This is a genomic window from Neorickettsia findlayensis (assembly GCF_009856525.1).
In the GTDB taxonomy this organism is placed as follows: Bacteria; Pseudomonadota; Alphaproteobacteria; order Rickettsiales; family Anaplasmataceae; genus Neorickettsia; species Neorickettsia findlayensis.
Map to the genome: position 1 here is coordinate 784,948 of NZ_CP047224.1, position 15,127 is coordinate 800,074.

General features: G+C 42.0%; 14 protein-coding genes and 1 tRNA gene. 8 read left to right on the forward strand and 7 right to left on the reverse strand.

Annotation, left to right across the window (positions count from 1 at the left end; genetic code table 11):
* Positions 1 to 43 precede the first annotated feature (43 nt).
* Positions 44 to 367, forward strand: a complete 324-nt coding sequence (secG, locus tag GP480_RS03560) for a preprotein translocase subunit SecG (protein WP_160095900.1) — start codon at positions 44 to 46, stop codon at positions 365 to 367.
* Positions 351 to 2,006 carry a CTP synthase gene (locus tag GP480_RS03565; protein ID WP_160095902.1) on the forward strand — a complete coding sequence of 552 codons (1,656 nt, stop codon included), beginning with the start codon at positions 351 to 353 and terminating at the stop codon, positions 2,004 to 2,006. The genes secG and GP480_RS03565 overlap by 17 nt, the downstream gene beginning before the upstream one ends.
* Before the next feature lie 79 nt (positions 2,007 to 2,085).
* Here GP480_RS03565 and GP480_RS03570 read toward each other — a convergent pair.
* Positions 2,086 to 2,161 (reverse strand) — tRNA-Ala (locus tag GP480_RS03570).
* Positions 2,162 to 2,310: 149 nt separating this feature from the next.
* Here GP480_RS03570 and GP480_RS03575 point away from each other — a divergent pair.
* Entirely contained in the window at positions 2,311 to 4,308 is a 1,998-nt protein-coding gene (locus GP480_RS03575; protein ID WP_237111339.1) for a hypothetical protein, read from the forward strand.
* Between the two features lie 8 nt (positions 4,309 to 4,316).
* Here the strand turns inward: GP480_RS03575 and GP480_RS03580 are convergent, their stop codons facing one another.
* The 3 genes from GP480_RS03580 to infA are packed head-to-tail and all read right to left on the reverse strand — an operon-like array spanning position 4,317 to position 5,675.
* A complete protein-coding gene (locus GP480_RS03580; RefSeq protein WP_160095904.1) occupies positions 4,317 to 4,742 on the reverse strand; it encodes a transcription antitermination factor NusB in 426 nt (141 codons plus the stop codon).
* On the reverse strand, positions 4,732 to 5,352 hold the full coding sequence (locus tag GP480_RS03585) for a Maf family protein (protein ID WP_237111340.1): 621 nt from the start codon (positions 5,350 to 5,352) through the stop codon (positions 4,732 to 4,734). The genes GP480_RS03580 and GP480_RS03585 overlap by 11 nt, the downstream gene beginning before the upstream one ends.
* Positions 5,353 to 5,393: 41 nt before the next feature.
* Positions 5,394 to 5,675 carry a translation initiation factor IF-1 gene (infA, locus tag GP480_RS03590; protein ID WP_160095906.1) on the reverse strand — a complete coding sequence of 94 codons (282 nt, stop codon included), beginning with the start codon at positions 5,673 to 5,675 and terminating at the stop codon, positions 5,394 to 5,396.
* A gap of 371 nt (positions 5,676 to 6,046) precedes the next feature.
* Here infA and GP480_RS03595 point away from each other — a divergent pair, with 371 nt between their 5' ends.
* Both GP480_RS03595 and GP480_RS03600 read left to right on the forward strand, forming a co-directional pair.
* Entirely contained in the window at positions 6,047 to 6,577 is a 531-nt protein-coding gene (locus tag GP480_RS03595; protein ID WP_160095908.1) for a thioredoxin family protein, read from the forward strand.
* A gap of 21 nt (positions 6,578 to 6,598) precedes the next feature.
* The gene (locus GP480_RS03600; protein ID WP_160095910.1) at positions 6,599 to 8,332 is read left to right on the forward strand and encodes a monovalent cation:proton antiporter-2 (CPA2) family protein; all 1,734 of its coding nucleotides are present in this window, start codon (positions 6,599 to 6,601) and stop codon (positions 8,330 to 8,332) included.
* Positions 8,333 to 8,395: 63 nt separating this feature from the next.
* Here the strand turns inward: GP480_RS03600 and guaA are convergent, their stop codons facing one another.
* The gene (gene guaA, locus GP480_RS03605; protein ID WP_160096160.1) at positions 8,396 to 9,952 is read right to left on the reverse strand and encodes a glutamine-hydrolyzing GMP synthase; all 1,557 of its coding nucleotides are present in this window, start codon (positions 9,950 to 9,952) and stop codon (positions 8,396 to 8,398) included.
* Between the two features lie 133 nt (positions 9,953 to 10,085).
* Complete coding sequence (locus GP480_RS03610) at positions 10,086 to 10,826, reverse strand: Mrp/NBP35 family ATP-binding protein (RefSeq protein WP_160095912.1); 741 nt, start codon at positions 10,824 to 10,826, stop codon at positions 10,086 to 10,088.
* Positions 10,827 to 11,226: 400 nt separating this feature from the next.
* Here GP480_RS03610 and GP480_RS03615 point away from each other — a divergent pair, with 400 nt between their 5' ends.
* The 3 genes from GP480_RS03615 to gpmI all read left to right on the forward strand — a co-directional run bounded on the left by GP480_RS03615 (position 11,227) and on the right by gpmI (position 14,237).
* The gene (locus tag GP480_RS03615; protein WP_237111341.1) at positions 11,227 to 11,835 is read left to right on the forward strand and encodes an OmpA family protein; all 609 of its coding nucleotides are present in this window, start codon (positions 11,227 to 11,229) and stop codon (positions 11,833 to 11,835) included.
* A gap of 96 nt (positions 11,836 to 11,931) precedes the next feature.
* The gene (locus GP480_RS03620) at positions 11,932 to 12,696 is read left to right on the forward strand and encodes a tetratricopeptide repeat protein (RefSeq protein ID WP_237111342.1); all 765 of its coding nucleotides are present in this window, start codon (positions 11,932 to 11,934) and stop codon (positions 12,694 to 12,696) included.
* 68 nt (positions 12,697 to 12,764) lie between these two features.
* Positions 12,765 to 14,237: a 2,3-bisphosphoglycerate-independent phosphoglycerate mutase gene (gpmI, locus tag GP480_RS03625; RefSeq protein WP_160095916.1), complete on the forward strand. Its 1,473-nt coding sequence runs from the start codon at positions 12,765 to 12,767 to the stop codon at positions 14,235 to 14,237.
* A 15-nt stretch (positions 14,238 to 14,252) separates the two neighbouring features.
* On the opposite strand, the gene GP480_RS03630 is transcribed toward gpmI, so the two are convergent.
* Positions 14,253 to 14,993, reverse strand: a complete 741-nt coding sequence (locus GP480_RS03630) for an alpha/beta hydrolase (protein WP_160095918.1) — start codon at positions 14,991 to 14,993, stop codon at positions 14,253 to 14,255.
* Positions 14,994 to 15,127: the final 134 nt, after the last annotated feature.

Consider the following 15,127-nt stretch of genomic DNA (forward strand, 5'->3'; position numbering starts at 1 on the left):
CTACAGGGTGGGGTTTTGTACCGCTGATTTTGTGTAGGTGTGCATGTTATTTTTGATTGTTTTACAGTTTTTTGTTGCGGTCTTAATTGTTACATTGGTCCTGTGTCAAAATTCAGGTTCCGGTGTTGCTAGTGCTTTTGCCTCTGGGCGTGGGGCTCTTTTTCCTGTCAGAAGTGCGTCTAGTTTGTTTGTTAGGTTTACCTGGGTCCTCTTGTTCATATTTTTCCTGAACACCATCTTTCTAGGAAAATTAAATTTTGCTTCGAACACTGAGATTATAGTAAGCGAAGTGGAAGGAGAGTTAGAGAGGGCCCTGGAAGCAGATCATAGGGAATCTGAAAATACTGACTATGCCTCTTCCGAGTAGGGGGTCTTGCGCCTTTATATTTGTCACAGGTGGTGTTTCGTCGTCTGTTGGTAAGGGACTTACAACTTCTGCCATAGCGGCTCTTATGCAGTCTATGGGGTTTCGTGTCTGCATCAGGAAAATGGACCCTTACCTCAACGTCGATCCTGGAACCATGAGTCCACTGCAACATGGTGAAGTCTTCGTCACCGAGGATGGTACCGAGGCTGATCTTGATCTTGGTCATTATGAACGATTCACTGGCATAAATTGCACCCGTCATGATAGCACGACAGCGGGTAGGATATACGTTGATCTTATAGAGCGTGAGCGGAATGGTGAGTATCTTGGTGCAACTGTTCAAGTCATACCCCACGTAACAAATCTCATTAAAGACTTTATTTACTGCGGATCTGATCGGTACGATGTGATACTGTGTGAGATTGGTGGTACAGTTGGAGATATTGAGGGACAGCCGTTCTTTGAATCCGCAAGGCAGGTTGCGTATGAAGTTGGAAAGGAGAATGTTATATATTTGCATCTTACCCTTGTTCCTTACTTAAAATCCTCTGGTGAGCTTAAAACAAAACCCTCTCAACACTCTGTCAAAGCACTAAACGCATTAGGTATACAGCCTGATTTCTTAATATGCAGAACACAATCTGCACGAATGTCTAGTGTAGATAAAAGGAAAATAGCCCTGTTCTGTAACGTTAAAGAGGGTAACGTTATAGAAGCACAGGATGTCGACAACGTGTATGAGATCCCTGTAATGTACAAGGAGCAAGGACTTGATACAAAGATAAGTGCACTTCTTGGACGTGGTCCGCTGGAAGCAGACGTGTCTTATTGGAAAAAAGTCGTACAAGGAACACGATCTCTTGTAAGCAGTGCCAAAAGACTTTCTGTGGCGATAATCGGTAAATACTCAGATTTGTGTGATGCCTATATTTCAGTTGATGCTGCTTTGCAGCACGCCGCTTTCGCTGTAGGCGTAAATTTATCTGTCCAGATTATAGACGCACGAGGGGACAACATGTCTGATCTTTCAAGGTTTGATATGATACTCATTCCGGGCGGCTTTGGTAATAACGGAATAGATGGCAAGCTATCAGCGATAACGCATGCAAGGATTAATAACGTTCCCTTTTTGGGTATTTGCTTTGGTTTCCAGCTGGCAGTTTTAGAGTTTGCAAGAAACGTTGTTGGGATCGAAGGTGCTGATTCAACAGAGTTTAACAAAAATTGCAAAGCGCCGGTGATTTGCTTTTTGAATGAGTGGCGTCGTTCAGACTTATCCGTGGAAAGACGTAGTCAATCCTCACAAATTGGCGGCACGATGCGCCTTGGTAAGTACAACTGTGTGCTAAAAAAGGAGTCGAAAGCTTACACAATTTACAATGAAACAGAAGTGATTGTAGAACGGCATAGGCATAGATATGAGGCAAACCCGCGTTATCTACCTGAACTAGAAGAAAGAGGTATGTTTTTTTCTGGGTATTCAGAGAAGGATTATGATATTCCAGAAATCCTTGAACTCAGAGATCACCCTTGGTTCTTAGGGGTACAGTTTCATCCAGAATTCAAATCCAGGATATTTCAACCACATCCACTATTTTTGTCATTTGTGAAAGCAGGACTGCTACGCAAGTACAGTTGATAGAGCTCGCGTACACGGCGAACGTGTATTTTAGGCAGATTTATGCTAAAATTAGTAACTAGAAGAAAAGCCACAAAAGTGGTGGAGGCAACAGGAGTCGAACCTGCGACCTTCTGGGTGCAAACCAGATGCTCTACCAGCTGAGCTATACCCCCTCCTGCCACATTAGAAACGATCATAAGGTAGATGTCAAGCCACACTTATGTCTTCTTCATTTGAGAATCTTTCCTTCTTCATATTTTTATAAATTTATTAGCATTAAAATGCTAAAAAAGAACTTAAACCACAATCTTATTGATTACATATGCAATCATCAGAATTACCTTCACCGGTACGTACAATAGCGTCGTTAATGGACTTCATCAATAAGTCTACAGAAGAAAACTTCGACTACGAGGAAGCGTTACTCATACTCAAGGAGGCTGCAGATGGTGATAGGAGGATAATTTGGTCGAAGAATGCGGAAGCCAAAAAAATAACGCGGTACGATCTCCCAGCGCTCCAACAAGAAACATCACAACCAAGGAATCTATTGTCATCGCATGACTACCTGCAACAGGCAATAAATATGTGCAGGGGAGCCGATGAAATAGCCGCTGCTATGCTTGAGAATCCCGCACGGGAAAAAGTAAGACGTCAGTTAAAAAAGAAAGCTCTGGTTATCCTAGAGACTGGATTGCCGCGTTATAACGAAGATGCATGCCGGAAATCTTTAAAGAGGTTTAACACCGAAGTTTGTGAAATGCTTCAGAGAGATGTGCTGCCGTCACTTCCACTGAACGAAATTTCCGAGCTGCTAAGAAAGGCTGAGGCTTATGCTCCTATAGGAGATAGAGTGCACTTTTCAGTAAGCACGATCACGAGAATTGGGGATAACATAATTTCTCAAACTGATGTCCCGATTACAGGAACAACGGGAAATCAAAAGCAGCTTTTGCTGCATTATGCACATCAGTCTTGGTATCTGAATCTACATCCTGTTGAACAAGCCCTATTCAGAAAGCATGCAGATGTCCTCTTGGAGGACGATCGTGTTCTCTCAACATATTTAAGATGTGTACCCGGTCTACGTAATGCTTACACAAAAACACTTGAAAAGCTCACCGTAGACGATTCAGGCAATGTCACCAATAAAATACCTCTGACTAGTTACACGCATAGTGCGTCACTTGCTGCTACGCATAGTGACGGAGTACTAAGATTACAACTAGCTCATGAAAACTATCAACAACTATGTCGTGCTCATCCTGGAAAAAATGTGCACATGCTTACGTTGTGTTCGAGAGTGCCAATGCAGGGATTCATAGACAGGTTTTTTCCTAAGCTGAGCTCAAATATTTTAGACACCTACGTTGTTGACACCACAAAAAAGGCTGTTGGCGAGAATAATACACACGTCATACCAGTTAACTCACTCAGGTGTATCAGTAGAAACACAATATCCAAGACCTGCGACGTGCTAATAGGTAATTACGTTCAAAAAGCTGGAATAAGTACACGCCCTGAATACCAAGACTTATTACGGTACCTCACGCAGCCTACTAGCACTTGGAGTACAAGAGCATATCGACAAGCATGCGGTAATGTAAGCAATCTAGCAGCGCGGGAAGAAAGAGCTCTAGCAAAGGAAATGGTCGAGCTCAGAAGGCTTGAGCTTAAACAAAGTGGCTTTTCTGGTAGAGTTCGTTCGCTCTGTGAAGTGATAACCTCACCGTTTAGAAGTACTCCTAGGAATAGAAATGCAAGGATCGCGGCTAAAGTCACGGCACTATGGGAACAGGTGTGTGACAATGATGTTTTATGCGTCTCATGTAAAAGTGGTAAGGATCGCACGGGATACGTAACAACTTCGGCAGATGCAATCACATGTGCAATGAATACTCCGGAGCTGAAACCAGAAATAATACAAAGAGTGCTAGTTAATGCTAGCCATGCGCAATTTCTTGCTTCGCATCATGGAGGAAAGACCGGATGTTTTGGCCTAAAGACAGTACAAACAGATGCTTTTGAAGGAATAGGAAGAAACGACTGTGCATCTCTTTTTACAAGTGCCGCAAGAAGTAGCAGCTCAATTGCTTTGCTTAATCCACGCGGCACGTACAATTTTCCGTGGTCACAAACAAGATCATCCACAAATCATACAAGAACTGAAAGTACAGCCTCATCTTCTAATTCGGTTAGTACACAGTGTTCCCTTTTTGGTGATCCAGATGAAGAGCTACCGGAGACAGATCTTATAGATTTAACTGTACAACAAGGAATGAATATCCAGAATCAAGAAAGTCAAGGTGCAGAAAGGTAAAGCTAAATCTACTTTCCTTGAATTTCGCTCGCCAGCTTCTCAAGTATTGCGTTGATAAAACCAACTTCCTTTATTGGTAGAAAGAGTCTTCCTAAACTTACGTATTCATTAATTACAAGATTTCTTTGTGCAACATTGCTTAGTCGAAGTTCGGATACAGCAACCCTTAAGAGAGATAACTTGAGATTATCCATTCTGCTAATCTCCCACTCTTCAGATAAGAAGCGTCCTATAAGTTTTGTATCCTCTTCCGTGTTAGCAAGACATAAATCTAAGACAGAATTGAGTAACCCAAGCTCATACCGCTTCATATAGGGTACTTCCTGCAGTTCCAAGGCCCTACTAATAAGTTCTGATTTAGGTAAATCAGAATAATAACTTGAGTAGCACACTTCAATAGACAATAACCTGGCAACCCTTTTCTCACTTGGCATCTTCTACTCCTTGGGAGTAGAGAGCTTCCTTACTCTGCTGAAACACACCTACAGAGCTTAAAAGCGAGACAACTTCATAGGCTGGAAGTCCAACAACATTGAAGTATGAACCTCTAATGAATAAAACAAAGCCCTGTGCTACTCCCTGTATTGAATAGCCACCTGCTTTACCAATACCTTCCTTTGTTGCCAGGTAAAATTCTATCTCTTCGTGAGAGAGCCTTTTGAATTTTAAGACGGTCATGACCGTCCTCTGTCTTATCTCACCAGATTTTGTAACTAAACAAAGCGAAGTATAAAGTCTGTGTCTTCTTCCACTTAGGAGCTCAAGACAATAGCGTATATCTTCATCACAACACGCCTTGGGAAGTATCCGTCTACCACAAGAAGCTACGGTATCAGCCGTTATTACGTTTTCCTCACGACAAACCCTTCTGAGCTTAAGTGCTTTTTCATAAGCCATTCTCTTAGCATAAGTAAGAGGGAGCTCATCCCTCTTTGGTGACTCATCTATTTCTGGTCCAATAGACCTCTTTGGGAAAAATCCAAGAACTTCAAGGAGCCGACTCCTACATTTTGATGAAGAACCCAGAATAAAGTCGGAGTACATGTCACACAGTAGATAAGTAGATGGTCAACATGAATAATAATTTATTTTCGTTTCCTATCTTTAGCAGTTCCATCACCAAGATCATCCGTACGCTTCTTTCGGAATCCCTCTCTTTCGACGATGATCCCCCTGTTCGTGTCATACTGAAGAAACATCGAAACAACTACCTTATCACTAAGGATAATCTTTATTTTCTTTCTGCGCATCTTACCACAAGAATGCGCCAGTATTTCTTTCCCATTTTCGAGTCTTACTCGAAACTCGGGTCCCCTAAGAACCTCAATTACCTCACCTACGAAGCGCTTTTCATCTTCTCTAGGCATAACAATGCTTCCTCGACATACGGATTTTACAAATTTACAACTCTCACTTTGTCAAATGAATTTTATACAAAATCTTAACTTGATTTTCATATCAAGCAACGATCCACTTGTATGATAATTGTTAAAGTCCGGATTAACAACTTCCACTGATCTAGTCAAGAGAAATCCAAACGCTGAATGTAATAAGGAAATGCACATATTGGATAATTAAATATCACATACTCTAAACTATTCCCCAGAACATGCTGCTTTACGAACATGCAATCTGAATAAAGAAATTTTTTGTTAATGAGAGAGCTGCTTCTTTTGATACTCTTGCGATTTAGGGTCATTTAGGTTACCATCTTCCACCGTCTCTGGGATTTTCTATTATGGTAAAGATGAGCACTCCAGAAGCCTCACTTGGTTTCAAAGCGCCTCCTTTTTCAATTGAGTTTGGTGGTTCAGTGTACTCGCTTTCAAGTGTTGCTGGTCCCAATGGTACTTTGGTGATGTTTATTTGCAACCATTGTCCGTATGTAAAACAAATAGTGCGACAACTTTCCAAAGATGTAAAATTGATGCAAGAGAGCGGTATTGGTGCAGTGGCAATTATGCCAAATGATGTCTCTTCGTATCCAGAAGACTCACCAGAAAAAATGGCTGACTTTGCACGGGAATACAGTTTTTCATTCCCTTACATTTATGATGCTGAACAAAAGGTTGCTGCAAGCTACGGGGCTATTTGTACGCCGGATTTTTTCGGTTTCGACAAAAAACTTGAGTTACAGTATCGTGGACACTTCATGGATCTCACGTCAGGAACCCATGATCTGCTCGATGCAATGCTGGAAATCGCCAAGGGCAGAAAAGTCTCGAGAAAACAGAAACCCAGTATTGGCTGTTCAATAAAGTGGAAATAATTTTGACGGTATTACCTTTGCATGTTTGATGATGGCATTACTTTATTCCAGGTAATAGCGCTGCTTTCGACCGCTGTTTTAGTGGTAGCGTTGTTCTTGAAGTTAAATATAAGTCCAATCTTGGGTTACTTTGTTGCTGGGGCGGTTCTTGGTACACATGGATTCAAAATAGTCGAGTTTTCCTCACCCATGGAAACCTTCGCTGAGTTCGGAATTGTTTTTCTACTTTTCCTAATCGGGTTGGAGCTTACGTTAGATCGCATCATGTCCATGCGGCTCCACGTTTTCGGGTTGGGAACACTACAGGTCATAATAACTGCGCTTTTGATCATACTAATCTGTCGAGTATTTGGTAACAGTTCAAGTGCATCAATCATAATAGGGTGTGCGTTTGCGCTTTCTTCAACGGCCATAGTACTTCAGGTGCTGCAAGAAACCGGGATGGAATCAAACCAGGTAGGTAGGCTTTCAATAGCTGTATTGCTCATGCAGGACTTTACAGTTGTGCCACTGCTGGTGCTCGTCGCACTCTTAGGAAATAATGCACCACAAAATCTCCTTCTTCCTATCGCGATGTCACTCATCAGGGCCGGTTTAGTGTTGTTGCTAATTTTCGTTGCTGGTAGGTTATTACTAAGGCCTTTCTTTAAGATTATCGCTTCCACCAAGAGTAGCGAACTATTTATAGCCACGACGTTACTCATAGTGCTCGGTGCAGCTTATATAACCGAGAAACTTGAATTATCAATGGCAATGGGTGCATTTGTGGCTGGTCTATTACTGGCAGAAACGGAATACCGTCATGAAGTAGAGCAAGTAATATTCCCATTCAAAAGTTTACTTCTAGGCTTGTTTTTTATGACAGTTGGCATGTCGATAGACCTCAGGATGCTCGCTGAAAACATAGGATTAATTACTGGCGTGGCTTTGGCTCTAATGACACTCAAGGCATCAATTATAATAGGGTTAGCCAAATTGTTTGGTTTTAAAACCGGCCCGGCAATAAATGCTGGTTTGCTGCTAGCGCAGGGAAGTGAATTTGCACTCATCTTGTTTAAGTTGGACAGCAGTACTGCGATCCTTGACGCCTCACTGGTTAACATATTGGTCTCAGCAGTTACAATGAGTATGGCATTCACACCACTTTTCTCGAGTATTGGTGCTATGGTTGCAAATAAACTTGAAGCACCTGATAGAATAGTCGAAGAAGATGAACTCATCCAACTGATGCGTGCTAGTGTTGCTGATATTGATAACCATGTGGTTATAGCAGGTTTTGGCCGGGTGGGTAGAATGGTTGCACGTATGCTATCTGAGGAGAGAATTAACTACATTGCCATCGACGTGGATTCCAAAATTGTAGAGAGAGCACAAGATGAAGGGTTCCCTATTTTTAAAGGAAACATCAAAAAGCGTGCCACTCTAGAGGCGATTGCTGCAGACAGAGCTTCAACTATAGTACTTTCAATGCAGAATGGGGTTACTAGCAAAAAGGCGGTCGCTCTTATAAGTCAAAGTTTCCCCCACGCTACAATTGTCGCGCGCGTGTCGGATTTCTCTGATATCAAGACTTATAGAAAGTTAGGTGCACATAAACTCGTACCGGAAACTTACGAAACCGGTCTGCAAATAGGGGCAGAAGTATTACAGTCAGTCGGCCTTGGATCTTTCGCAATTGCCTCACTAAAGGAACGCTTCAGAGCGTGTGATTATGCAATTCCAAAAAGCATCGCCAAGGAAGAATCATCTTCTTAGAATCCATAAGTACAAGGACAGAGAGCTCTTCACACATGTACAAAGCACCTAAAATGTCAAGGTTTACTCCCACTCAACTGTAGCTGGAGGTTTTGATGTAATATCGTATACTACACGAGAGACTGCACTCACACGATTAGGTATTCTGGTTGCAACCTCATTCAGAAAGCAAAGAAAGCGTAACTTAGCATCATCCTGAGCTTCGAACGGGTAGGCGCTAGCCGTCATTCCATCATGAGAAGTAACAGCACGCAGGGCACAAACATAATTATAAGAGCGCTTATCCCCCATAACACCGACGGAACGAACTGGCAATAAGACACTGAAAGCCTGCCATATATGAGAATACAGATTGTATTCCTTCATCGTCGAGATATATATCTCATCGATATCCTGAAGTACAGCTACTTTTTCTTGAGTTACTTCTCCTAGGATTCGTATTGCCAGAGCGGGTCCTGGCGACGGATGCCGCATTAAAAGGGCCTCATTTACACCTAACTGACGCCCGATTGCCCTTACCTCATCCTTGAAGAGTAACCTAAAAGGCTCAAGCAACTTTAATCCCATTTTCTTAGGCAGCCCACCTACATTATGATGAGATTTAATTGTATGGGAACCTTCGCCACCCGATTCGATAACATCAGGGTACAAAGTACCTTGTAGAAGAAACTCCACATCCTGTATTTTTAGAGCTTCTTCTTCAAACACTTGGATAAAAGTCTCTCCCACAATTTTTCGCTTCTCTTCAGGATCTGTAACTCCAACAAGCTTTCTAAAGAATCTATCAGCTGCAGAAACGATCTTCAGTGGTATTCCCAACGACGAAAATAACTCTTTCACTTCATTAGCTTCATTTTTTCTCAGAAGTCCTGTATCTACAAAAATGCAGTGAAGCCTCTCACCTATTGCTCCGTACATAAACTTCGCTGCAACCGTTGAATCAACACCTCCGCTAACTGCGGCAAGAACATTTGCATCACCGGTAGTGGAAACTACTATACGTTTTTCTTCCTCGGAAAAAACCTGTAAATCCCAGGTATTTTCGACTCCTGCAATTGCTATGAAATTGCGTAGTAAGACATCACCATTCTCAGTATGTGAGACCTCAGGATGAAACTGAAAACCATATATCTTCCTCTTTTCATCAGCAATAAGCGCAAACTGGCAGTCGTCTGTCATTGCTATACATTTAAAGCCACAGGGAAGCGTCACAACTGCATCGCCGTGACTCATCCAGACCGTAAAATCCGCAGCACCGATGTTGTTCACAATCGGGCTTTCTGCAATGATCTGGAGTCTAGCCTTTCCATATTCGCGGTTTTTGCCTGAAACCACATTAGCACCAAAGAAATCACTCAAGAGCTGCTTTCCATAGCAGATTCCCAACACTGGTATACCACGCGTAGAATTAACGTTCAGAACCATTGAGATTAAGTCCCTGTAGTCCGCATACTCACTAGTAGAGCGGTGGCTGCCAGACAATATAACGCCCTTTACATTGTCAGAAAAAGTAAAATCAGATGGGGCATAGATACACGAGCGGCATCCGTTTTCCCTTAATTTTCGCGCTATTAGTTGGGTGAACTGCGACCCTAGATCAATGATTGCTATTTCGGGTATCATCTGCTGTTATCGGAGTACACGGGGAAATTATATTGCTGATAGACAACAAAATCTAGTGAAGTATGGTTAAAAGTAAAAAAATACACCTTGCGATGCAAACGCTCCCTTTAGTTTGTTTTACAAATTCCGATCACACTCTTTCGTTTAGCCTAAGAAGCAATTCATCTAAGATTGGTTTGTATATCATAGTAATCTCAGCATCCAAAACTGCTGGTATAGAGCTATCACACGAATATGAGATTTGCCTCAAGAATGGAACTCTGCCAAGCACTGGAACGGAAAAAGCCCTTGAAAATTCTTTCGTATTTTCTGCGTCTCCAATAATATACCGCTCATCTTTGTCTAAATGCGAGCAACTCATGTTCTCAATTACACCAAGAACAAAAATTTGTAATTTCTTAAACATTTCACATGCTCTTGAAACATCCTGTATTGAAACTTTTTGTGCAGTCGTTACTAGAACTGCACCATCGATATCAAAATCACCACAGAGTGTAATGTGAACATCACCGGTACCCGGAGGAGTATCAATGACAAGATAATCCAACTCACCCCACTCAGTATTAGTGAGAAAAGTACGTAGAATCTTAGATAGCATTGGTCCACGCCACAGTATCGGCGCACTTGGTTCTACCATTGCACCAACTGAAACATATTTAAGCCCAAACTTTTCCACAGGAACTAGTGTTTCTCGTTCAGTCATTGTGATTTTTGCTTCAGTTCCGAGCATAAACGAAAGAGAGGGTCCATAAATATCAGCATCTATTAGACCGGTTCTGAAATTTCGCGCCAGTAAAACGGAAAGATTTAACGCGATCGTTGACTTTCCCACACCTCCTTTACCGGAAGCAATAATGATAATTTTTGGCATACCAAACTCCAAATATTTTACTACAGAAAGAGATCACTAGAAAAATTTCTGTATTAGCTGTTAATGGAAATACTTTACTCATATCAAATGGTAGTATTGTGCATTTACAGTTTTAAACAATGGGCTTACTTTACGTCACAACAAGAATTATCAACTGTGAACCTGTCTCATCGGCTGTTTAGAAAGTACACTCATCTAAATCAAGTTATATTATGCACCTGATGTTTAAAAGAAGGAGCTTGTTTTATATTCGTGTGTATATTGGAAATAGCATATACTTACAGTTGACTTTTAACGCATATTAATCTTTAGTTAAGCTGGGTTAGATACCATTCTTAGCAGGCTTGCTGTCCTAGTTCTACATGTGGGCCGGTGGTGCTCTAGCTAGGAGCTTTGTGAAATGGGACCTGGAGGTACAATGTCAAGGATCGTTAATGTTGCATTATTTTCGGCGCTTTTGTCGCTGTCCGGCTGCTTAAATATAAGCACGTCGCGACATGATAGTTCCACTTCTTCGCAACTTTCCGGTGTTGAGTGCCAATGTCCAACAAAAAGCGGAACTGTGGCCGTAATTCATTTTAAATCTGGTGAGTCAGCGGTATCACCTGAGGCAAGGCAACTTATTTATGAAAACATTGCCCAGTGCATTTCCCTGAGAATCAGTGAAAATCCTAATCTTAAAGTTTTAATTACAGGTCATACTGATAAGCTTGACACTCCTGAGGACAGCTCAAAACTTGGCAATGAGAGAGCTGTTGCCGTTCTTGAGTACTTGTTAGGAGCCGTCTCTGAAAATCTAGACGATCCTGCAGAAGAATTTGGAGGTTTCCCCGGTTCTTCCGACAATGCGACACAGGTTGTTCCTTCCTCAAAGGATAGTTTAAGGAGTCATTTTTGCACAGCTTCCGCAGGTAAAGATGAGCTCGTTGACGAAAGTGATACAGAAGAAGCCCACGCGAAGAATCGTAGGGTTGTTGTAGAGTTTGTGCAAGAATGTAATCAGGAATAGCGCCTTGAACTCAGCATGGTGAGGGTTGAGAAGCCTTCGAGTTTTCTTCTTTCTATTCGGTCCTTTCGAAAGGTTCGTATGTCCGCGTGTGGGTGCATGAGGTTTTTTTTATCTTGGTTTGTATTATTGCTTCCTCTATGTACTCGTTTTTTCTGTGGTTCCGTGGCTCTCGCAACACAACAAGTAGGTGAACCGCATGTTGATCTTAGCTCTGTAGTAAGAGAGCTCGAGACAATAAGAAGTAGTATATCAAACATCGAAATTATTCTTGGAGAATTGAAAAAAGAAGGTGCAGCACCTAAAAAGTCTGTGCTTTGCCCAACCAAAAAACCTCAAAACACACGGAAAGGGATTCTACAGGAGAATGACCCTGAATTGAACAGCTTAGACAACATAGAAAAGACAGCCCTGTCTGATATGAACAAGATAAAAAATATGGATCCGCCTGATGTTGCAGAGAGAAACCATTATAAAAACATTCTTTTCTTGATGGAGCGATCACAAAGTGAAGAAGCTGAAAAAAGCTTAAACCAGTTCGTTGGACGCTTTCCGAAAAGCAATTTTTTAGACGATGTGTATTATTTTCTCGGAAACCTTCATCTGAACAAGAAACAATACAAAGCTGCATTAGTAAGCTTTATCAAAAGTTATCATGCAGACAAAACAGGGATTCGGGCACCTATTGCACTGGTAAAATCGATTAGCATATTAAGATCAACGGGAGACTATGATCACGCATGCTCAATTTTGCGAAAGGCTCTTAAGGAATTTTCATCTAACTCCACTGTGAAAACACAGCTTCAAAAGGAGAAAGAAATTCTCTCGGCACGCTGTGAAAACGTGATGCAAGAGCTCGGGTGATATGTTACAATCCCCCGGCGTGTTTCCACTGCACTAGGTTGAATCTTTTGTTCGCTTGATATCAGTAGATGCCTTTAATTTTGTGTATACTGGATGGCTGGGGGGTTTCACCTCAAGACAAGTATAATGCTATCCGCCAAGCTAGAACCCCACACTATGACGTACTGTTAGAAAAGTTTCCGCATTCACTTCTTTCCGCAAGCAGCCTAGAAGTAGGTTTACCAGAAGGACAAATGGGTAACTCAGAAGTTGGTCACATGACCATAGGTAGCGGAAGGATTATATATCATGATCTTGTTCGAGTTAACCACGAGCTTGAAAAAATCGACAAAAATCCTCAGTTAAGTGCGTTTGCAAGCAAACTCAAAGGGAAGAGGTGTCATCTTGTCGGACTCTTATCTGATGGAGGAGTACACTCTCACGTCGCACATATAAACAAAATCTCAAACTACCTCACATCGCATGGAGTAACTGTGTGTATACATGCATTCTTAGACGGTCGTGACACAGCACCAAAAGCAGCAAAGCAATATTTCACAGAAGAGAACACGGGAAAAATTGCGACTCTGATTGGACGCTACTACGGCATGGACAGAGATAGAAATTGGGACCGAACGGTCGAAGCATATCGCGTTATTGTAAAACCATCAAAGCCCCAAAGAATCTTCGAAAAAGCAACTGAGGCCATAGAGTATTATTATGCTCAGGGCGTAAGCGACGAGTTTATTCCACCATCAGTGATTGGTGAATATGCAGGCGCGCAAGATGGAGATGGACTTTTTATAGCAAATTTTCGTCCAGATAGGGCAAGACAAATTACCTCTGAGCTTATTGGTAAAACAAACTTCTGTGAAAACAAGATTAAATTCTCAGAAACGATGACAATGAGCCAGTACTTTGAAGAACCTTTACCAACACTGATCCCACGGCATCATATCACGAATACTCTATCAGAAATCATCTCAGGTGCTGGAATGCAACAGCTCAAAATCACGGAGACTGAAAAATATGCTCATGTGAGTTACTTTTTTAATGGAGGAAAAGAGGCAGCTTTTCCGGGAGAGGAGCGTATTCTGATAAACTCACCACGCGTCAAGACGTATGATTTGTACCCAAAAATGGCAGCCTTAGAGATAACTGATGCACTTATCGAGGCGATAAGGTCAAAAAGGTTTGACTTCATTGTGGTCAACTACGCAAACGCCGATATGGTGGGCCATACTGGAAACATGTCAGCAACTATCGAGGCGATAGAGACATTAGATAACTGCCTTGGCAAGCTATATAAAGAGGCCTGCGAACTTAACGGATACGAAATGATAATCACCTCAGATCATGGTAACGCAGAATGTATGTACGACCACTCTACAAAGCTCTCGAACACAGCTCACACAACAAACCTAGTACCATTCATTGTAGTGTCAAAAAGGGTGAAACGTGTAAACAACGGAGGCTTATACAACATCGCTGGAACCGTCCTCAAGCTTCTCGACATAGAAAAACCAACAGAACTAGCCAGTGACCTTATTTATCTCGAATAGCCACCCACGGAGCAACTAAGCCTGTTCCTCAACCAGAATCCGTTCCTCAATGTCAGTATCATGATAGACGTCTTCGTCCTCGCAAGGGATACGTACCGGCGCTGTAGAGAAAGCAAATGACAAATAATCATCAATCTTTTGCTGTACAAGCCCAAGGTTATAGCTGTCACTCATACGACAGTCGGCACCTTCAAGAATCTCAACTTTAAACTTGCTCAGCCTCTCTGAAACGGGAGAGGTAAGTTTAATTAGATCAGCAGCATCACAAAATTGGTCTTGATCCCCCTGAACAATCAAGCCAGGAACAATACACGGAGACAAAAAAGAAAAGTCATACACCTTCAATGGAAGGGCTACTGCTACAAAGCCCGAAATTTCGGGTCTTCGCATAACTAGATTCAGCGCAAGCCAAGCACCAAAAGAGAACCCAGAAACCCAAAACGAACTTACCAGTGGATAACACGACTGCAGCCACTCTATAGCCGCATTAGCATCCTTGATTAAATCCTCATCCCGTACGCTAACCTGACCGGAAGAATACCCAACCCCCCTGTAATTCATTCTGAGAACCGAAAAACCCTTGCTAGCAAAACAAGAGTAAATAGACTTCACAACCTTGTTTTTCATCGTAGCACCATATCTCGGATTAGGTGGCAGAACGAGCGCTACCGATTGGGCACCAGGAACATCATGATAATACCCATGGAGCTTGCCCAAAGAGCTAGCAAAAAGTATTTCAGAACCTTCCCCTTTCATAGTACGAATAAAAACACTCTAGCAAACGTGTGCACCCATGAATCATGCAGCATAAAACGCAGAACCGTTACCACTTGTTGAACAGATGAAAAAAGCACAGACGAACATATATTTTGTAACTAATGGGATAAAAA